We start from the raw sequence: 19,679 nt of genomic DNA on the forward strand, positions 1-19,679 counted from the left end.
ATCGATGACCCTCAGGTTCCACTGGTTCCTCCCCACCAACGGCGGGGACGGCCGGCACGTCGTCGGTGGCGGACACGGGCTCACGCCCGGGAAGTCCGGCCGCCCCGGCGACATCGCCTATCTCACCCAGGTCGCGCGCGCTGCCGAGGACAACGGCTTCGAGGCGGCGCTGACCCCAACGGGAGCCTGGTGCGAGGACGCGTGGCTGTCGACCGCCATGTTGTCGCGGACCTCCGACCGGCTGAAGTTCCTGGTCGCCTTCCGCCCCGGGCTCGTCGCTCCCTTCCTGGCCGCCCAGATGGCCGGCACGTTCCAGAACCTCACCGACGGACGCCTGCTGCTCAACGTCGTGACGGGTGGCGAGACCCACGAGCAGCAGATGTACGGCGACTTCTTGGACAAGGACGCCCGCTATGCGCGGTGCGACGAGTTCCTCGAGGTCGTGCGCCGGCTCTGGGCTGGCGAGACGGTCGACTTCGAGGGTGAGCACATCGCTCTCCGCGGAGCGGCGCTCGACCAGATCCCCAGCCCAGTGCCGGCGATCTACTTCGGCGGCTCCTCCCCCGCCGCCGGACGCGTCGCGGCGCGTCACGCCGACGTCTACCTGACCTGGGGCGAGCCCCCCGACGCGGTCGCGGAGAAGATCGGCTGGATCCGGCGTCTCGCGATCGAGGAGGGCCGCGACCCGGACCGACCGATCCGCTTCGGTCTGCGCATCCACACGATCACGCGCGACACGTCGACGGCAGCGTGGACCGAGGCCGACCGCCTCCTCGCGCAGATCCCCGAGGACGCGATCCATCGGGTCCAGGAGGGGCTGCGGCTCAGCGAGTCGGAGGGCCAGCGACGGATGCTCGCCCTCCACGGCGGCAGCGCCGACAACCTCGAGGTCTACCCCAACGTCTGGGCCGGCATCGGCCTGGTGCGCGGTGGCGCCGGCACCGCCTTGGTCGGCAGCCACGAGGAGGTCGCCGACCGGATCGAGGAATATGCCGCGCTCGGCATCGAGGAGTTCGTGCTGTCCGCCTACCCGCACCTCGAGGGGGCCTACTGGTTCGGCGAGGGCGTCCTCCCGATCCTCGCCGAGCGGGGGCTGTGGAAGGACCCGCGGCCGCAGCGGCACCACAACGCCGCCGTACCTTTCGCCAACACCGGGCGGGTGGCGTCGTGAGCACCGCGCGCCCCGCACCCACGACCGCGGTCGTGGTCGGCAACCCGAAGGCGGGGAGCCGGACCCTGACCGCAGCCACCTACGTCGCCCGGGAGCTCACGGGCGCCGATCCGGACCTGGTCGTCGACCTCGCCACGATCGGTCCCGAGTTGGTCGACTGGCGGGCCTCCGCGGTCAACGACCTGGTCGCGCAGGTCGGGCGGGCGGACCTGGTGGTGGTCGCGTGCCCGACCTACAAGGCGACCTACACCGGACTGCTCAAGCTCTTCCTCGACCGGTTCTCGGTCGGGCAGCTGAGCGGGGTCGCCGTACCCCTCATGCTCGGCGCGGGGCCGGCCCACGCATTGGCGCCCGAGCTCGGCCTGCGGCCGCTGCTCACCCACCTCGGCGCGCTGGTGCCGACGCCGGGGCTCTACGTGCTCGAGGAGCAGTACGACGCCCCGGCCGCCTACGCCGAATGGCTCGCGGGCGCCGGGCCCGCCGTCACCGCACTACTCAGCCGACCGCGAGGAGCGACCGCATGACCCTCACCGGTGTGATCACCAACCAGGACCTCGACCCGGCCCGGCTCCGCGAGGCGTTCGGCAGCTTCCCCAGCGGGGTGGTCGCCGTGGCGGCCGAGGTCGACGGGGAGCTGATCGGGCTCGCTGCGAGCTCGTTCACCTCCGTCAGCCTCGAGCCTCCGCTCGTGTCGGTGTCGCTGGCCAACACCTCCAAGACCTGGCCCGACCTGCGTCGTGCCGGTCGGCTCGGCCTGACGGTGCTGGCCGAGCACCACGGCGAGGCCTGCCGCCAGCTCGCCGGACCGGTCGAGCACCGTTTCGACGCGGTGCCGATCACCATCTCGGAGGACGGCGCGGTCACCCTCGACGAGGGCCTGACCCGCTTCGAGTGCTCGGTCTACCGGGAGGTCGAGGCAGGCGACCACACGATCGTGCTGCTGCTGCTCCACGGCGTCGAGCGCCGGTCCGGACATGACGAAGGCGCCCCGCTGGTGTTCCACCGGAGCGCCTTCGGACGACTGTCAGCAGTCGTCTGAGCCTGCTGTCACGCGTGCTGCGTGACGGGCTTCCACGTGGGCCGCTTGCCCTCGTAGGCCGCGATGTCGGCCTCGTTGCCCAGCGTGATGCCGATGTCGTCGAGACCGTTGAGCAGCCGGTAGCGCGTGTAGTCGTCGATCTGGAACTCGGCGGTGAGGTCACCCGCGGTGACGGTGCGCGACTCGAGGTCGACCGTCACCTGGGTGGTCGGGTCGGCCTCGATGAGCGCCCAGAGCTGCTCGATGACGTCCTGGTCGACCGGGACGGAGAGCAGGCCGGCCTTGCCGGAGTTGCCGCGGAAGATGTCGGCGAAGCGGCTGGAGAGCACGACCTTGAAGCCGTAGTCCATCAGCGCCCAAACGGCGTGCTCACGCGAGGACCCGGTGCCGAAGTCGGGGCCGGCGACCAGGACGCTGACGCCCTGGTACTCCGGCTTGTTGGCGACGAACTCCGGGTCGCCCCGCCACGCGGCGAACAGGCCGTCCTCGAAGCCGGTGCGGGTGACCCGCTTGAGGTAGACCGCCGGGATGATCTGGTCGGTGTCGACGTTGCTGCGGCGCAGGGGCAGAGCGGTGCCGGTGTGGGAGGTGAACTTCTCCATGACTCAGGCCTCCACGGTCTCGAGGTCAGCAGGGGACGAGAGCGTGCCGCGGACGGCGGTGGCCGCCGCGACCGGGACGGACACCAGGTGGGTGCGACCACCCTTGCCCTGCCGGCCCTCGAAGTTGCGGTTGGACGTGCTGGCGCTGCGCTCCTGGGGAGCGAGGGTGTCGGGGTTCATGCCCAGGCACATCGAGCAGCCCGCGCCGCGCCACTCGGCGCCAGCCTCGATGAAGACCTTGTCGAGGCCCTCCTCCATCGCCTGGAGGCGCACGCGGACCGAGCCCGGCACGACCAGCAGGCGGGTGCCGTCGGCGACCTTGTGGCCCTTGATGATCTCGGCGGCGAGGCGCAGGTCCTCGATCCGGCCGTTGGTGCAGGAGCCGACGAACACGGTGTCGACCTTGACCTCGCGCATCGGGGTGCCGGCGGTCAGACCCATGTATTCCAGGGCCTTCTCGGTCGCGAGCTTGTCGCTCGGGTCGGCGAAGTCCTCAGGGCTGGGGACGTTGGCGCCGAGCGGCACGCCCTGCCCCGGGTTGGTGCCCCAGGTGACGAACGGCGTCACGTCGGCCGCGTCGATCACGATCTCCTTGTCGAAGGTCGCGTCGGCGTCGGTGACCAGGGTCTTCCAGTGCGCGACGGCCGCGTCCCACTCGGCGCCCTTCGGCGCCTCGGGCTTGCCCTCGATGTAGTCGAAGGTGGTCTGGTCGGGGGCGATGAGGCCGGCCTTCGCGCCCCACTCGATCGACATGTTGCAGACCGTCATGCGGCCCTCCATCGAGAGCTCCTCGATGGCCTGGCCGCGGTATTCCACGATGTAGCCCTGGCCGCCGCCGGTGCCGGTCTGCGCGATCAGGAAGAGGATCAGGTCCTTGGAGGTGACGCCTGGCGGCAGGGTGCCGTTGACGGTGACCGCCATGGTCTTCGGCTTGGCCTGCATCAGGGTCTGGGTGGCGAGCACGTGCTCGACCTCGGAGGTGCCGATGCCGAACGCGATCGCGCCGAACGCACCGTGGGTGCTCGTGTGGCTGTCGCCGCACACGATCGTCATGCCCGGCTGGGTCAGGCCCAGCTGCGGACCGACCACGTGGACGATGCCCTGCTCGACGTCGCCGAGCGGGTGGAGACGGACGCCGAACTCAGCGGCGTTCTTGCGCAGGGTGTCGACCTGGGTCTTGCTCACCGGGTCGGCGATCGGCTGGTCCCAGTCGAGCGTCGGGACGTTGTGGTCCTCGGTGGCGAGGGTGAGGTCGGGGCGGCGAACCTTGCGGCCGGCGAGACGGAGACCGTCGAAGGCCTGCGGGCTGGTCACCTCGTGAATCAGGTGGAGGTCGATGTAGAGGAGGTCAGGCTCCCCTGCGACTGAACGGACGACATGCTCGTCCCACACCTTCTCCGCCAGGGTCTTGCCCATGACCTCGCTCCTGTCTCTGTCTGATCTACGAGTCGTTCGACGGCCTGCAGGTGACGGGTCTCGTCGCCTATTCGGCGCGCTGAGATGAAGCCTACGCTTGCATCCCATGATCTGAGATGAGAGTATCGGCATATGGACAACTCGAGCGGTGTGGGCGTGCTGGACAAGGCCGCCCTGGTTCTCACGGCCCTGGAGTCCGGGCCCGCCACCCTGGCCGGCCTGGTCGCCGGCACCGGACTGGCACGCCCGACCGCGCACCGACTGGCGGTCGCCCTGGAGCACCACCGCCTCGTCGCCCGCGACATGCAGGGCCGGTTCGTGCTCGGGCCGCGGCTCGCCGAACTGTCCGCCGCAGCCGGCGAGGACCGTCTCCTCGCCACCGCCGGTCCCGTGCTCGCCCGCCTGCGCGACATCACCGGTGAGTCCGCCCAGCTCTGGCGTCGCCAGGGTGACCACCGCGTCTGCGTGGCCGCCGCTGAGCGCCCCTCCGGCCTGCGCGACACGATTCCTGTCGGCTCGCAGCTCACGATGCGCGCCGGCTCGGCCGCTCAGGTGCTGCTGGCGTGGGACGACCCGGACCGCATCCACCGCGGCCTCCAGAACGCCGCCTTCTCCGCCGCCGAGCTCTCCGCCATCCGCCGCCGCGGTTGGGCCCAGTCGGTCGGCGAGCGCGAGCAGGGCGTCGCCTCGGTCTCCGCACCGGTCCGCTCCCCCGGCGGCAAGGTCATCGCCGCCGTCTCCGTCTCCGGCCCCCTCGAGCGCCTCTCGCGTCAGCCCGGCCGCATGCACGCGCCCGCCGTACTCGCCGCCGCGGAGCGGCTCTCCGAGTCCCTCCGCCGGGCTGCTGCCGAGTAGCCCACGAAGTCGCACTCCTGGTTGCGCGAAGTGTCAGAGTTGGTTGTCCGAAGTGTCGATCTTGGCGCCTCGAAGTGTCACTCCTGGTTGCCGTGCCGCACTAGCCTGCGCGCATGACGCCTGAGGAGTACGTCGCCGCGACTGGCCAGCGGATGGCCGCCGACGGGTGCGAGGTCGGCCCCGACCAGGTCGGGCGGATGCCCGCACTGGTGGGGATCCGCAAGGACTTCTTGGCGATCGCCCTGTCGCGCATCCACCTGGTGACGGCCGTCGCCGCGTTCCCCCAGGTGACCTACACCGAGGTCCACGGCTTCACCAGCGACGTGTCCGCCTACGCCAAGCAGCGGACGGGCGCCCTGCGCGGCCTGCAGAGCGGGGTCGGCGCGTTCGCCGTACTCGTCAGCGACCAGGTCGCGCCCGAGGCGATCGCTGCGGCGACGGCGAAACCGAAGATCGAGTTCGCCACCGAGGTGCGGCCGGCCGTCGTCGACCTGAGCACCGGCGTCGTTCACGCCTTCACGGGATCGAAGTTCTTCGGAGCCGCGCTCAACGGCCACTTGCGTCGCAAGCTCCAGGCGTACGTCGTACCGCCCCTGCAGCACTGACACCTCGGCCCACCAAGATCGACACTTCGTGCGCGCAACCCTGACACTTCGCGCAACCAGGAGTGCGACTTCGTGGGTCAGAACAGGGCATCCTTCTGCTCGAGGGAGAGCAGGGTCTGCTTGCGGTCGAGGCCGCCGGCGTAGCCGGTGAGAGTGCCGTTGGCGCCGATGACGCGGTGGCACGGGATGACGATCGGGATCGGGTTGGAGCCGTTGGCGAGGCCGACCGCACGCGAGGCCGCGTTGGTCTTGCCGAGGCGGGCGGCGATCTCGCCGTAGGACGCGGTGTCGCCGTAGGCGATCTTGGTGAGCTGCTCCCAGACCGAGTGCTGGAAGGCGCTCCCGGTGGGCGCGAGCGGGAGGTCGAAGTCGGTGAGGTCGCCCGCGAAGTAGGCCCGCAGCTGACGCGCGGCCTCGGCGAGGAGCGGGTGGTCGTCGGCGCGGGCGCCGCGCGGGCGACCGTCGGAGTCACGGAATGGCGTGAACTCGATCTGCGTCAGCGCGCCGTCGCGCTCCACGAGCCGCAGCTCGCCGATCGGTGAGTCGATCACGGTCCAGGTCATGACTTCTCCTCCAGTGAGGTCCACAGGTGTAGCAGGGCGTAGGAGCGCCACGGCGCCCAGGTCATCGGATCGGCGTCGGTGGCACCGAGCGCGGTGAGCGCGTTGCGCACCCCGACGTCGGTCGGCAGATGGATGTCGGGGTCACCGAGCACCCGGAGCGCGATGTAGTCCGCGGTCCACGGACCGATGCCGGGCAGCGCCAGGAGCGCTTGTCGTACGGCGGCCCGCTCCGGCCCGCGATCGAGCGCGACCGTGCCATCGGCGAGCGCCCCGGCGAGCGCGGTGAGCGCTCGGCCGCGGGACCGTGGCATGGGGAGCTGCTCAGGCGCGAGACCCGCGACGGTCGCTGCATCGGGGAACAGGTGGGTGAGCCCAGGGATGTCCGTCGTCACCGGCCGGCCGTGCTCGGCCACGAGACGTCCCGCCACCGTGCGCGCACCGGCGACACTCACCTGCTGCCCGAGCACGGCTCGGGTCGCCAGCTCGTGGCCCGCAACGTGGCCAGGGACCCGCAGCCCGGGCCGGCGCCGGACGAGCGGGCCGATGACGCGGTCACCGGCGAAGTGGTCGGCCACGGCGATCGGGTCGCAGTCGCCGTCGAGCAGTCGTCGGACCCGGGCCACCGCGGCCGCCGTGTCCCGGAGGTCGTGCAGCACGAACCGGGCTGGCACCAACGCGGTCTGCCCGGCGTCGATGACGTCGGCGAGCTCGACCCGGACCGTGCCCGGGCCGTGCGGGAGGTCGAGGGTACGGGCATACCAGCCCGGGCCCGCGACCTCGACCCCCTCGACCGCACGCGTTGCCAAGAAGTGGAGCAGCGCCGCCCCGGCGAACGGCGTGCGTACGGCGAGCCGCAGCTCGATCGCCCCCGGTGTGCGGGCGCCACCGCGGCGGCCGCGGAGTGCGGTCGGCGTCGAGGCGTAGACCTCACGCACCGTGTCGTTGAACTGGCGGACGCTCGCAAAACCCGAGGCGAAGGCGACGTCGGCGAAGGAGAGGTCGGTGGTCTCGACGAGGACCCGCGCGGTCTGCGCGCGTTGCGCGCGGGCCAGGGCCAACGGCCCCGCGCCGAGCTCGGCGGTCAGCACGCGCGACAGGTGGCGCGACGTGTAGCCCACGCGACGCGCGAGCCCGTCGACCCCCTCGCGGTCGACGACGCCGTCGGCGATCAGCCGCATGGCGCGTCCGGCGACGGTCGCGGCGACGTCCCAGTCAGGGCTGCCCGGCGTCGCGTCGGGGAGGCAGCGCTTGCAGGCGCGGTAGCCAGCCGCCTGGGCCGATGCGGCACTGCGGTGCAACGACACATTGTGGAAGGCCGGGGTGCGCGCCGGGCACGAGGGCCGGCAGTAGATGCCGGTCGTGCGGACCGCGATGTAGAAGACGCCGTCGAACCTGCGGTCGCGCGACTTCAGCGCCGCGTAGCAGGACTCCGTGTCGAGTCCCGGGATCACCGGTGTCGGTCCCACCGTCCCCGCCTTCATCGTCGCCATGACCTCATCCTGCACCCCGCCGCCGACAACTTCTCGCGGGAATCGGACACGGCCATCCAGCGGTCCCTGCAGACGCGCCCGGAAGAATTCGTGACGCAATGTCCCGCGTAACCCGACCCGGGTCTGCCACCCTGTGCCCATGGTGGACAACCCGATCGACCTGCTGATCAAGTCGCAGCAGATCGCCGTCAAGCTCGCGACGGACACGCTGCGCACCGTCACCAACGCTGGCGTCACCGCCGTCACCCAGCCCGACGAGCTGGTGCGTCAGGTCGGCGATCTGGCTGGCGCGGTCGCCAGCATGGCCGGCGCGATCACCGGCATCGCCGGCGCGACGGCCCAGCCCCTCCAGGACTTCATCGTGCGCCAGCGCGAGCTCGCCGACACCGTGGCGACGCTCGCCGACGCGCAGGCCGACCTGGCCGGCGTCGTCGCCAAGCTCGCAGAGCGGCACGCCGAAGCAGTCACGGCCCTCGAGAAGGTCACCGCGCCGATCTTCACCCTTGTCGGCACCGACCCCACTCCCCCGAAGTCGCGCGCCGCGCGCGTCCGGCAGAGCGAGGTCGCGACCGCCGCGTCGAAGACCGACCTCGAGAAACCGGCGCCGTCGCGCGCCAAGAAGTCGACGCCGGCCAAGCCGCCGGCGAAGAAGGCGCCGGCGAAGAAGCCGACCAAGTAGTTCAGCGCAGCCCGCGTGCGCTGCGCCGTACGGCGACGATCGCTGCCAGCGCCGCCACCACCGCGATCGCCACGATCATGAGCAGGTCGATGTTCCACTGCGTGCCGTCGTAGGCCTGCAGCGGATCGCGTACGGCGTCCTTGACCCCTCGGTGCGTGCGCCCGATGTGGACGCTCGCCCCTGAGGCGGCGTAGGCCCAGCGCGACGGCGCGAGCCAGGCGAGCTGCTCCAGCACCGGACGACCGGCGACACCGACGATCGCGCTCGACAAGACCAGTTGCACCATCACGAGAGCGACCAGCACCGGCATCGCGTGGTCGGCACTGCGGATCGTCGCTGACGCCAGCAGCCCCACGACCGCCATCGTGGCCGCGAGCGTGGCGACGGGAGTCGCGATCTCCCACCACCCCCAGCCGTGCACGCCTCCCTGGTCAGGTCCGGGCAGCCCGACCGTCGCCAGCCAGGTGAGCGCCACACCCTGGGCGAAGCACGCACCGCCCAGCACCACGATCTTGCTGATCAGGTAGGGGCCCGGGGACAGACCGACGGCATATTCGCGGCGAAGGATCGCGCGCTCCTTGATCACCTCGCGGATCGTCATCGCCGCACCCATCAGGGCCGCGGCGACCACCAGGATCGTCAGCCGCTGCCCGACCTCGGTGCCGTCGAAGAGCCGACCGTCGCGGGCGGCGCGGAGCGAGAAACCGGCACCACCCTGCACGATCCTGCTCAGGCCGGCCAGCGCCAACGGGAGCAGGACGAACATGGCCATCAAGGTGCGGTCGGCGCGGGCGACGGCGACGTCGCGGGCCACGAGCGTCCCGAGCTGCCGCCAACGGGAAGGGCGCTGCGGCGGCACCACCGCTCGGGGCACCGCGGGGATCGTGCCGCTGTCGGCGATGCCGGCGGGGCGCTGCCGGGGCACGACCTTGTCGAGCTCCTGGAAGAGCTCCGGGTAGTCGGTACAGCCGAAGTGATCGAGCACGTCTGCGGGGTGGCCGACGAAGGCCGCCCTGCCGCCCTTGCCGAGCACGACCACCTGGTCGCACTGGTCGAGCGTGAGCACCGAGTGGGTCACGACGACCACCACCCGGTCGTCGTCGGCGAGGTCGCGCAGCTGCTCCATCACGGACCGGTCGAGTCCCGGATCGAGCCCGGAGGTCGGCTCGTCGAGGAAGAGCAGCGGCGGCGCGGTGAGCAGCTCGGTCGCGATCGACACTCGCTTGCGCTGGCCGCCGGACAGCTGCCGACCGATGCGGAGGTCGCGCTGGCCGGTGAGCCCGAGCCGGTCGATCACCTGGTCGACACGGCGGTCCTGCTCGGCGCGACTGGTGTCGGGGGGAAGGCGGAGCCGGGCCGCGTAGCGAAGTCCGTCGCGGACCGTCAGCTGCGGATGGAGGATCTCCTCCTGCGGCACCAGGCCGATCTGGAAGCGCAGCTCCTCGTAGTGGCGGTAGAGGTCGGTGCCGTCCCAGATCACCCGTCCTCGACCGGCCGGTACGAGTCCGGTGAGCGCGTTGAGCAAGGTGGACTTGCCCGAACCAGAGGGCCCGATGATCGCCGTCAGCGTGCCGGAGGCCAGCTCGAGAGAGACGCCGTCGAGCAGGCGGGCATAGTCCGGGGTGACGGTGCTGAGTCCGTCGGCGACGAGCATGCGCCGCGCCGTACGACGTGGCGGCGCCAGCCGTCGCCCGTCCCACACGAGCGTCTGCGCGCCCACGACCACCTGGTCGCCGTCGCTGAGGACCGCGGAGGTGATCCGGTCGCCGTTGACGAAGGTGCCGTTGAAGGAGTCGAGGTCGCGGAGCACCGGCGTCGCGCCGGTCTCGACCACGGCGTGGTGCCGCGACACCAGCGGGTCGTCCAGGACCACGTCGTTGTCGCCACCCCGACCGAGCGTGAGTGTTGCTGTCCGCGGTCGCGCCGGGGGCACCTGCGGCCGCGACTCCGGTACGACGGCGAGCGGCGGCAGCGCCTCGAAGAGCAACCCTGGGCCGTCGGGCGCCCCCGCGGTCAGCCGCACCGACCGCCCGGTCGCGAGTGCGACCTGACCGATCCGGCAGCCGTCCTGGAACACCCCGCCCTCGACTCCGGTGTCGACCAGCGTCCAGCCGGCGTCACCGCGCACCATCCGGAGCGCGCCGACCTCGGCCTCCGCCTCCTCGTAGTCGACGGTGGCCCCTTCGTCGCTCTCGCTCGTCACGCGCAGGCGCGGCGACGAGCCGGCCTGCGCGAGGTCCTGCAGGGTCCCCATGATCCATCGAACCTAGGGCGTGCCAGCGCCGCCCAGGTGGTGCCACGCCGCGCCCCGCCCAGCCCTCGACAACCTCACCCGGCACCCGCAACACTCCGCCCATGACCCAGACCGGCGTGATCGGCCAGACGGTACGGCTGGCGCTCTCCGCGGTCGGCGCTCGCCCGCTCGAGCCCAAGACGACGAGCGACTTCTACACCGACCCCGGCACCATCCCCGACGAGCCCGGGACGATCCTGCGCAGCGAGCGCGCCAAGTTCTTCATCGACCCCTTCCGACTGGTCCAGGCGCCGGCGAGGGTCGAGCGGATCATGTTCGTCAGCCGCGACCGCACCGGCGAGCCGATCGCCGTGACGGGCACCGTGCTGACGCCCACGCGCCCGCGGTCCAAGCGCGCTGACCGGGGGCTGGTCGCCTTCGCTGTCGGCACCCAGGGCATGGGCAGCCAGTGCGCTCCCTCCTTGCAGATGGCGGTCGGGCGCGAATACGAGAGCGTCTTCATCAGCGGCCTGCTGGCACGTGGCTACAACGTCGTCGTGCCGGACTACCAGGGACTCGGCATGCCCGGCGTCCACACCTACATGAGCCGCAAGGTCCAGGGCCAGGTCGTCCTCGACTCGCTCCGCGCTGCCCAGCAGTTCGACCACGCCGACATCCCCCGTTCCGGCCCGGTCGCGATCACCGGCTACTCCCAGGGCGGCGCCGCTGCGGCGAGCGCGGCGGAGATGTGGCACGACTACGCGCCGGAGCTCGACGTGAAGGGCGCGGTGGCGGGCGCCGTACCTGCTGATCTCGAGCTGACCGCCTGGCTGCTCGACGGCGGGCCCTACTTCGGCTTCCTCGGCTACGCCATCGCCGGTCTCGCCAGCGACTACGGTCTCGACCTCGACGAGTTCCTCAATGAGAAGGGGCGCGCGGTCATCGCGAGGATCACCGAGCAATGCCTCTTCGAGTCACTGCGCGCCTTCGCCTTCACCAAGTCCTCGACGCTCACCGCTGATGGCCGTCCGCTGGGCAAGCTGATCGCGGAGGGACCGCTGGGCGCGCTGGTCAGCGACCAGCGCCTCGGCGTGGACGCGTGGCCCCGGACGGACACCATGCTCATCCACTCCCGGTTCGACGACGTGGTGCCGTTCGAAGCCGGTCGGGCGCTCGCGGAGCGGTGGGTGCGGCAGGGCGCCCGGGTGCGCTTCTCCCCCGGAGTCGCCCCGACCCACGCCGCCGCAGCGCTGACGTCCTACTCGGCGGCCTTCGCGTTCCTCAACGGCCGCTTTGCCGGCAAGCCCATGCGCGCGAATACGGCGCGCTACCTGTCCACCTTGACGGAGGACAGCTGACGCTCGCGCGCTGCTGGTGGCCCCGCGGCGGGCCGAAGTAGAGCGGCTTGATGTCGCCGATGCAACTCGTGTCGGGTGCGTCCTGCGGAGACGCGAGGAAGTGTCGCGTGATCTCCCGGGAGCACCAGTGCGCCCTGGTGAAGGCACCCAGGATGACGTGGCCGCTCGTCGGCATCTCGACGTATGTCGCGTTGGTGAGCCCCGGCAGCATCCGCTCCACCACGACCGGTGCCACGGCGGCGTCGTAGGTGCCGGAGAGCACCAGCGTCGGCACGTTGCTGTTGACCACCCACTGCTGGCGCCGCGGGGCCTTCCCGACGGGCCAGTGCTCGCAACCCTCCGGTGACGCCCAGTTGTTCCAGCCCAGCCCGAGGTCGAACTGCCGCCCCAGGACCCGCTGGGCGAACTCCGGCACCTCCTGCGCGAACTCGCGCCGATCGTCCTCGGTCACGAACGGGAGGAAGTCGTGGCAGGCGACCGACATCGTCTTGCCGTCGGCGCTGTAGTCGTCGTTGTGCGGATTCTCGAACGGCCCGGTGCCGAGGTAGCGCCGGTAGACGCCTGCGAGGCGGCCGTGTGTGATTGCCCAGAAGTCCTTGAGCTGCACCGGGATGGTCGACGCACTGCCCGGGCCCCCCGGCCAGGTGCTCCAGTTGAGGTCGTTGATGAGACCGGTGCCGTCGATCAGGAGCGTCACCGGGTGGGGCTGGAAGGCCGGGAGGGTGACCAGCGCGGGGTGCTGGTTGAGCCGGTCGACGGTCCGGAAGAAGGCACGCTCGAACCCGGGATAGGCCTCCCGGCACATGGCTCGCGCCCGGCACTCGGCGAAGAGGTGGCGCACCAGGGCCACTTGTCCGCGGAAGAAGTCGAGCCCGTGCTCGGCGTTGGCGGTGACCGGCGCGTCGAACACGGCGCTGCGGATGCTGTCGGGATAGCGACGCAGGTAGTTCATGCCGATCGTGCCGTCGGCCGACAACGCCACCAGGTTCCACTGGTCGTAGCCGAGCGCCTCCCGGATCGCCTCGACGTCGGCGGCACCCTCACGACTGTCGTACGACGCGAGGTCGATGCCCTTCGCCGTCAACCGGTCCCAGCAGTGGTCGAGGGCCCGACCGGTGATCGAGGGAGCGCGGTCGTAGACGAACCGCCCCGAATACGCAGCGACGGGATCGGCTCGGTCCAGCTCCGGGCAGCCCAGTCGCGGACGGGAGATGCCGACGCCGCGGGTGTCGATGAGGACGATGTCGCGGTGCTCGGCGAAGGACGCACCCGCGAAGTAGGCGAACATGGCGAAGCCCTGGATCGTCATCACGCTCGGACCGCCGTTCATGAAGACGATCGGGTCCGGCCGCGGCGTCGGATCGGCGGAGTGGACGACCGCCGCTGCTACCCGGATCGTGCGGCCCTCCGGATGCCGCCGGTTCTCCGGGACCACCACGTAGCCGCAGTCGACGGGCCGATCCGGTGGGGCGATCGGCCCCGGGCAGTCCATCGGGTGGAAGGCCGGCAACCTCTGAGCGACATCGGCCGCCTCGCTGCGCGGCAGTGCGGTCGGCACCGCTGCCGCTGCGAGCACGACGAGAGCCGCGACGACTCGCTTCATGAAACTCGAGTATCCGCGCTCGGGCGCAGGAAGGACACACCGAAAACGGAAGGAGGCCCGGATCCCATGGGATCCGGGCCTCGATCTGTACCCCCGACCGGATTTGAACCGGCGTTACCGCCGTGAGAGGGCGACGTCCTAGGCCGCTAGACGACGGGGGCAACTGCTGTCCGGCCTTGCGGCCTTTCAACGAGAGAGAACTCTAGCGATTCGCTCCCAGACCGGCCAAATCTCGGCCGTTCTGAGGCTCCTCACGCGAGTACTCGCTGGTCTACTAGGACTCGAACCTAGACTAACTGGACCAGAACCAGTCGTGCTGCCAATTACACCATAGACCACTGTTCGTGCTGTTTCGGCGCCCTTCCCCAGGGGGTCCGGGGGCCGACGAGAAACCTTACACGCGGGGTCGCGGGCGCTCCAAAACGCCCTGTGCCGCGGACGTCGCGACACCGCGTCGTCGCGCCGCCCACTCCACCAGCGCGAGGTAGCCGAGCGACTGCACGAGGGTCCCGGGAAGCAGCCACCACGTGCCGGCGACCGGTGCCAGCGCCTCACCGATGTCGCCGAAGGCGAGCGACAACCCGAAGAACACCCCGTTGTTGAGGACGTGCAGCGCGATGCCGGCTTCGAGTCCTCCGGTACGGATCACGAGCAGGCCGGCGACCAGCCCGAAGGCGAGCCGGTCGATGAAGACCGGCGCGTCCTGGACGCCGTGCGCGAGGGCGAAGAGCACTGCAGGTACGGCGACCGCGACCGCCGTACTGAGGCACCCGGTGACCGCACCGCCGAACGCCTGCGTGAGGTAGCCGCGGAAGGCGAACTCCTCCCCCGCGGCCTGGAGCGGGACGAGCAGCACAATGACCAGCGCGAAGGCCAGGGTGCGGCTCGTCGCGTCGTTGGCCGAGCTGCCGAACTGTGCCCCGCCGCTCTCCGGGAGGAACTGCGACAGCAGCAGCGAAGCACCAATGGCGAGCACCGCCAGCCCGGCGCAGGTGAGCATCCACCGCCACCGCAGGCGACCCACGACCGACGCCAGGGCCCGCGCCGGCACTCGGTGCGCCAGCTCCGTCAACCCGGCGGCGGTCGGCGTCATCGCGGCCAGGGCGACGCACGTCATCGCCAGGCCGATCGGCGTCAGCGGGTCGCTCGGCGACCAGAACGGGAGGACGAGCAAGGTCTGGAGGAGGAACAGCGCGACCGTGAGCCCCAGGACGCCCAGGATCGTCCACCCCCAGCTGGCCCGCCCGAGCAGGTGCAGCTGGTGGTAGCGCAGCGCGGGCCCCGCAGGCGTGGGCTCAGCCGAGGGCACGTCGGAGTCGCCCGATGCTGCGGTCGTGGCCGAGCAGCTCCATCGACTCGAAGAGCGGCGGCGAGATGCGGCGGCCGGTCACGGCGACCCGCACGGCACCGAAGGCGGTGCGGGGCTTGAGGCCGAGGCCGTCGATGAGTGCCGTCTGCAGGGCGGTCTGGATCGCGTCGGTCGACCAGGGGTGCAGGTCGGCGAGCGCGTCGAGCGCGGCCCGGACGACCTCTTTCCCTGCGTCGTCGAGGAGCTTCTCGGCATCCGTCGGATCCACCTCGAAGCCGTCCTCGTCGGCGAAGAGGAAACCGAGCATGTCGGGAGCCTCGGTCAGCTTGTTGATGCGCTCGGCGATCAGCGGCATCGCCAGCTCGAGCAGCTGGGCGTCCGCGTCGTGCACCGGGTCACCGACGACGCCGGCGGCCTTGAGGAAGGGCAGGGCCCGGTGGGTCATGTCCTCGACCGACAGCAGCCGCATCTGGGAGGCGTTGATGGCCTCGCACTTCTTCAGGTCGAAGCGGGCGGGGTTGGCGTTGACGTCACCGATCTCGAAGGCGTCGACCATCTCCGACAGCGAGAACACGTCGCGGTCGGCGGCGATCGCCCACCCGAGCAGAGCGAGGTAGTTGAGCAGCCCCTCGGGCAGGAAGCCGTTGTCCCGGTAGGCCAGGGCGTGTGCCTGCGGGTCGCGCTTCGAGAGCTTCTTGTTGCCCTCCCCCATCACGTAGGGCAGGTGCCCGAAGCGGGGGGTGAAGTCGGTGATGCCGAGCTCGATGAGCGCGTCGTAGAGGGCGACCTGACGCGGGGTCGAGGACAGCAGGTCCTCGCCGCGGAGCACATGGGTGATCTCCATCAGGGCGTCGTCGATCGGGTTGACGAGCGTGTAGAGCGGATCCCCGTTGGCCCGGCACAGCGCGTAGTCGGGCACGAACTCGGTCTCGAAGGTGATCTCCCCGCGCACGAGGTCGTCCCACGAGACGGAGCCGTCGGGCATCCGGAAGCGCACGATGGGCTTGCGGCCCTCGCCGACGAACGCCGCGACCTGCGCGTCGCTGAGCTCGCGGCAGAAGCCGTCGTAGCCCATGACCTTCGAGCCCGAAGCCTTGCGGCGGGCGTCGACCTCGTCGTTGTTGCAGTAGCAGTCGTAGGTGAAGGAGGAGGCGCGCAGCTTGTCGAGAGCGTCGGCGTAGAGGTCACCGCGCTCGCTCTGCCGGTACGGCGCGTGCGGTCCCCCGACCTCCGGGCCCTCGTCCCAGTCGAGCCCCAGCCACCGCATCAGCTCGATGATCGAGTCGTAGGACTCCTCGGTGTTGCGCGCGGTGTCGGTGTCCTCGATGCGGAAGACGAAGGTGCCACCGTGGTGCCGCGCGAACGCCCAGTTGTAGAGCGCGGTGCGAACCAGACCGACGTGCGGGCTCCCGGTCGGCGAAGGGGCCATCCGGACCCGGACGGGGCGGCTGTCGACAGGGGCGTCGGTCACGGTGTCACTCTCAGTTCGTTGCGGTTGCTGCGTGATGAAGGGGAGGCCGGTCAGCGCCGGGCCACGGTGTTGGTGAGCGCGCCGAGGCCCTCGACGAAGACCTCGACCTCGTCGCCGACCTCCATCGGACCGACCCCCTCGGGCGTGCCCGTGAGGATCACGTCGCCGGGTAGCAGGGTCATGGCCGAGGAGATGTAGGCGATCAGGTCGGGGATGTTCCACGTCATGTCGGCGGTGGTGCCGTCCTGGACGACGTCACCGTTGAGGAAGGTCTGGACCCGGCGACCGTCGATGAAGGACTGCGGGTCGAGGTCGTTCTCGATCCAGGGGCCGAGCGGGCAGAACGTGTCCATGCCCTTGGCCCGTGCCCACTGGTTGTCGGTCTTCTGCAGGTCGCGCGCCGTGACGTCGTTGGCGATCGTGTAGCCGTAGATCACGTCGGTGGCGAGCTCGGGCGGCACGTCGCGGCAGATCCGCCCGATCACGACCGCGACCTCGCCCTCATAGCTGAGGTGCGAGGTCTGGGACGGGTAGAGGATCGCGTCGCCGGGCCCGATCACGCTGGTGTTGGGCTTGAGGAAGAGGAGCGGCTCCTTGGGCTGGTCGCCGCCCATCTCCGCCGCGTGCGCGGCGTAGTTCTTGCCGACGCCCACCACCTTGCTGCGGGGCAGCACCGGCGCGAGGAGCTTGACGTCGGCGAGCTTGTGCTCGCGCTCCAGGACTTTGAGGCCGACGTACATCGGGTCGCCGGCCAACTCCACCACGACCGCGTCGTCCGTGGGCTGGCCGAACTGGTCGAGATCGCCGGTGACGATGCCGTAAGCCGGGTCTTCGCCGGTCGTGAAGCGAGCAATACGCACCCGGCGAGCCTAGCCGTCGGCTCGCCGGGGGCGTGTGCCCGGTTGTGTGCTCCGCTCCCGGTCAGTAGCCGGGGGTGAGGCTGGACGTGAACGACAGGTCGATCTCGTCCTTGAAGGCGGTGAACTCGGCGTTGCCACCGACCACCTTGACGTTCGGGCCGACCCGCCAGCCGGTGTCGACGAGCTCGCCCTGCTGGTTGACCTTGATGTAGACGCCCGACTTGAAGCCGGCGTCGACGATCTCGCCGGGCAGCTTGCCGCCACCCTTCGAGCCCGCCCAGACCGACACGTTGCCCGTACGGAAGTCGAACTTCACGTCGACGAACACGTGAAGGAACGGGAGCACCTCCTTCGAGAACGACTGCTCGATCCGCTCGCAGTTGATCTTGAGCGACGTCGGGCCGAGCGTGGCCTTGAGCGACAGCGCCTTCAGGCCGGCTTCGCACGCCCCCGGGGACTCGACCGGCTCGTTGGCCGGCGGGTTGAGGATCTCCTCGGGCAGCTCGTCGACGCAGTGGTCGCGGAAGAGGTTCACGTTGTGTGACCAGAAGGCGGCCTGCTGCACGAGGAGGGCGTAGACGTCGCGCTCGAGCCCGTCGATGTGGTTGAGGGCGTAGGCGTGCGCCTCCTCGTCGATCAGGTTGGCCGCGATGCCCGTCATCTTCTTCGACCAGATGCGGAAGTAGGTGTTGGCCAGGTTCTGCGCCTGGGCGATCGTCACCCGCCACCGGTCGTGCGCCGAGACCAGGGCCGGCACACAGGTCCGGTGGATCTCCTTGTCGAAGCAGTCGGGATCGTGCGAGCCACGGCAGGCCGCGAACGCCTGCTCCTGAAGAGTGCCGTAGGTGTGCGGGACCTCGCCGGTGCCGCCGCCCCAGAACTCCTCGTCGATCTCGGTCAGCTTGTCGATCTTGGCCCACAGCGCGTCCTGCGCCGCCTCGACGTCGCCGTCGAGGTGGGTGCGGTAGAGCAGCACGAACAGCGAGTCACGCCGGTCGATCTCGGCCCGGGTTCGGGCCTCGTCGGTGTCGCGGAGGTGCTGCTGGAGCCGGTTGGCCTCGTCGATGTTGGCCTGGATCTCGGCCTGGAAGCCCATCTCGATGCCCTTGTAGATCTCCTTCATGTCCGCGGCCTGGGTCGGGGTCTCGGCGATCGGCAGCTGCCGGAGCGGGACCTCCTCGCCCCGGGTGATGTCGATGTCGGGAGCCGGACGCTCCGGGTCCTCGGTCGGCGGGGTCTTCGGGACCTGCTCGTCGGAGCGCTGCCGGCTGCGGCGGATGTAGCGGGCAGCGAGCGCGTCCTTGCCCTTGCAGGCGGCGACGGTTGCGAGGCCGGCATCGGCCTCCGAGAGGATCGGAGCCAGCTGCTTGGCGGCGTTGAAGAGCTTCTCGGCCGGGTCGAGGCGTCCGGTCATGACCAGGGCCTGGCCACGGATCACGGCAGCGGTCGCCTCGTGCGGGATGCCGAGCGGCGTGCGCAGGAAGTCCTTGCCGATCGAGGCGTCGAGGAAAGCGATCGCCTCGTTGGGCAGGCCGACCGACGTCGCGATCGCCGCGGCGTTGACCAGGTGCGTGCCTCGGCTGGGCTGGAGCCGGTAGGCCTCGAGGAGGGCAGCGAGGGCAAGGCCCGGGCTGCCGCCGGAGACACCCGCCGCAGCGGTCTTCTGGGCGAGGTCGGGGGTGGCGACCAGGCCCGAGGAGCGCAGCCGGTCGAGCCCGCCCGGCGCCTTGTCCTCCAAGAACGCCTGTGCGCTCGCGATGGCAGCGTTGAGGCTGAGCTGCTTCACCGGGTAGGTGGACTTGCAGAAGATCTTCACGAACTGCAGTGCCGAGCTCTCGTCGTCGGGCCACGTATAGGTGTCGGCGAAGGTCTGGAGCGAGAGGTCGTCGCTGCCCGGCGCCTCGGTGACGGCGACCGTCGTGCTCGCGGCGGTGCAGTTGTTGGCCTCGTCGGACTCCTTCACCTTGCCGTAGTCGTCGGCGCAGACGAGGACCTTGTAGTTCCCGGCGGGGAGACCGGCGGGGACGGTGAACTTGATCGAGCGGACCGTCTTCTTCGCTCCGGGCTCGATCGCCTTCACGTTCGCCTGCCCGACCAGACGCAGGTCGGTCAGGGACGAGCGCGGGTTGGTCCGGCTCTGCTTGCGCTCCGCGATGCTCGCCGCGACGTCGGTCGTGACGTAGACACGGGTCGTGGTCGCGCCGGCCTTGCGACGGCCGCGGTTCTGGACGGTGTGCGTGACGGTGAGCTCGTCGCCCTCGACGACCGTGGTCTTGTCGACGGTCGCCTTGGTGACCTTGAGGTCGGCCTTCGCGCCCGCCGCCTGGGCGGTCGCGGGCATGGAGACGAGCAGCGCTGCAACGAGGGTCGCCGGCACGGTGGTGAGTGCGGCGGCACGCAGGGCTCGGGTGTTCACGGGGGGAAC

The 19,679-nt window shown here is 70.7% G+C and carries 17 protein-coding genes and 2 tRNA genes; 7 read left to right on the forward strand and 12 right to left on the reverse strand.

Going from position 1 to position 19,679, the window contains the following annotated elements:
* The first annotated feature begins 4 nt into the window (after positions 1-4).
* The 3 genes from F0U44_RS08580 to F0U44_RS08590 are packed head-to-tail and all read left to right on the forward strand — an operon-like array spanning position 5 to position 2,210.
* A complete protein-coding gene (locus F0U44_RS08580) occupies positions 5-1,171 on the forward strand; it encodes an LLM class flavin-dependent oxidoreductase (protein ID WP_149727894.1) in 1,167 nt (388 codons plus the stop codon).
* The gene (locus F0U44_RS08585) at positions 1,168-1,695 is read left to right on the forward strand and encodes an NADPH-dependent FMN reductase (protein WP_149727895.1); all 528 of its coding nucleotides are present in this window, start codon (positions 1,168-1,170) and stop codon (positions 1,693-1,695) included. Before F0U44_RS08580 ends, F0U44_RS08585 begins: the two co-directional genes overlap by 4 nt.
* Complete coding sequence (locus tag F0U44_RS08590; RefSeq protein WP_149727896.1) at positions 1,692-2,210, forward strand: flavin reductase family protein; 519 nt, start codon at positions 1,692-1,694, stop codon at positions 2,208-2,210. The genes F0U44_RS08585 and F0U44_RS08590 overlap by 4 nt, the downstream gene beginning before the upstream one ends.
* Before the next feature lie 8 nt (positions 2,211-2,218).
* On the opposite strand, the gene leuD is transcribed toward F0U44_RS08590, so the two are convergent.
* Together leuD and leuC are read right to left on the reverse strand one after the other, a co-directional pair.
* On the reverse strand, positions 2,219-2,812 hold the full coding sequence (gene leuD / locus F0U44_RS08595) for a 3-isopropylmalate dehydratase small subunit (protein ID WP_149727897.1): 594 nt from the start codon (positions 2,810-2,812) through the stop codon (positions 2,219-2,221).
* 3 nt (positions 2,813-2,815) lie between these two features.
* Complete coding sequence (gene leuC, locus F0U44_RS08600) at positions 2,816-4,228, reverse strand: 3-isopropylmalate dehydratase large subunit (protein ID WP_149727898.1); 1,413 nt, start codon at positions 4,226-4,228, stop codon at positions 2,816-2,818.
* A gap of 132 nt (positions 4,229-4,360) precedes the next feature.
* Here leuC and F0U44_RS08605 point away from each other — a divergent pair, with 132 nt between their 5' ends.
* Entirely contained in the window at positions 4,361-5,083 is a 723-nt protein-coding gene (locus F0U44_RS08605; protein WP_109696101.1) for an IclR family transcriptional regulator, read from the forward strand.
* Between the two features lie 113 nt (positions 5,084-5,196).
* Entirely contained in the window at positions 5,197-5,688 is a 492-nt protein-coding gene (locus tag F0U44_RS08610) for a hypothetical protein (protein WP_149727899.1), read from the forward strand.
* A gap of 77 nt (positions 5,689-5,765) precedes the next feature.
* Here F0U44_RS08610 and F0U44_RS08615 read toward each other — a convergent pair whose 3' ends face one another.
* Positions 5,766-6,251 carry a methylated-DNA--[protein]-cysteine S-methyltransferase gene (locus F0U44_RS08615; protein ID WP_149727900.1) on the reverse strand — a complete coding sequence of 162 codons (486 nt, stop codon included), beginning with the start codon at positions 6,249-6,251 and terminating at the stop codon, positions 5,766-5,768.
* Positions 6,248-7,741, reverse strand: a complete 1,494-nt coding sequence (locus tag F0U44_RS08620; RefSeq protein ID WP_281292627.1) for an AlkA N-terminal domain-containing protein — start codon at positions 7,739-7,741, stop codon at positions 6,248-6,250. Before F0U44_RS08620 ends, F0U44_RS08615 begins: the two co-directional genes overlap by 4 nt.
* Before the next feature lie 139 nt (positions 7,742-7,880).
* Here F0U44_RS08620 and F0U44_RS08625 point away from each other — a divergent pair, with 139 nt between their 5' ends.
* A complete protein-coding gene (locus F0U44_RS08625; RefSeq protein ID WP_149727901.1) occupies positions 7,881-8,420 on the forward strand; it encodes a hypothetical protein in 540 nt (179 codons plus the stop codon).
* A 1-nt stretch (position 8,421) separates the two neighbouring features.
* On the opposite strand, the gene F0U44_RS08630 is transcribed toward F0U44_RS08625, so the two are convergent.
* Positions 8,422-10,674 (reverse strand): ATP-binding cassette domain-containing protein, encoded by a 2,253-nt coding sequence (locus F0U44_RS08630; RefSeq protein ID WP_223163629.1) that lies wholly within the window; start codon positions 10,672-10,674, stop codon positions 8,422-8,424.
* 101 nt (positions 10,675-10,775) lie between these two features.
* Between F0U44_RS08630 and F0U44_RS08635 the strand changes: the two genes are divergently transcribed.
* A complete protein-coding gene (locus F0U44_RS08635) occupies positions 10,776-12,011 on the forward strand; it encodes an alpha/beta fold hydrolase (protein WP_149727902.1) in 1,236 nt (411 codons plus the stop codon).
* On the opposite strand, the gene F0U44_RS08640 is transcribed toward F0U44_RS08635, so the two are convergent.
* From F0U44_RS08640 to F0U44_RS08670, 7 genes are all read right to left on the reverse strand, one after another.
* Entirely contained in the window at positions 11,935-13,614 is a 1,680-nt protein-coding gene (locus tag F0U44_RS08640; RefSeq protein WP_149727903.1) for an alpha/beta fold hydrolase, read from the reverse strand. The genes F0U44_RS08635 and F0U44_RS08640 overlap by 77 nt on opposite strands.
* 88 nt (positions 13,615-13,702) lie before the next feature.
* Positions 13,703-13,775: transfer RNA gene (locus tag F0U44_RS08645), tRNA-Glu, on the reverse strand.
* Between the two features lie 105 nt (positions 13,776-13,880).
* Positions 13,881-13,952, reverse strand: a tRNA-Gln gene (locus tag F0U44_RS08650).
* A gap of 56 nt (positions 13,953-14,008) precedes the next feature.
* Positions 14,009-14,923: a CPBP family intramembrane glutamic endopeptidase gene (locus F0U44_RS08655; RefSeq protein WP_149727904.1), complete on the reverse strand. Its 915-nt coding sequence runs from the start codon at positions 14,921-14,923 to the stop codon at positions 14,009-14,011.
* Positions 14,910-16,352 (reverse strand): glutamate--tRNA ligase, encoded by a 1,443-nt coding sequence (gltX, locus tag F0U44_RS08660; protein WP_149728976.1) that lies wholly within the window; start codon positions 16,350-16,352, stop codon positions 14,910-14,912. Before gltX ends, F0U44_RS08655 begins: the two co-directional genes overlap by 14 nt.
* A 92-nt stretch (positions 16,353-16,444) precedes the next feature.
* Positions 16,445-17,254, reverse strand: coding sequence for a fumarylacetoacetate hydrolase family protein (locus F0U44_RS08665; protein WP_149727905.1), 810 nt, complete (start codon positions 17,252-17,254; stop codon positions 16,445-16,447).
* Positions 17,255-17,315: 61 nt separating this feature from the next.
* Complete coding sequence (locus tag F0U44_RS08670) at positions 17,316-19,670, reverse strand: CARDB domain-containing protein (RefSeq protein WP_149727906.1); 2,355 nt, start codon at positions 19,668-19,670, stop codon at positions 17,316-17,318.
* Between the last annotated feature and the right edge of the window lie 9 nt (positions 19,671-19,679).

This window comes from Nocardioides humilatus (genome assembly GCF_008373755.1).
Taxonomy (GTDB): Bacteria; Actinomycetota; Actinomycetes; order Propionibacteriales; family Nocardioidaceae; genus Nocardioides; species Nocardioides humilatus.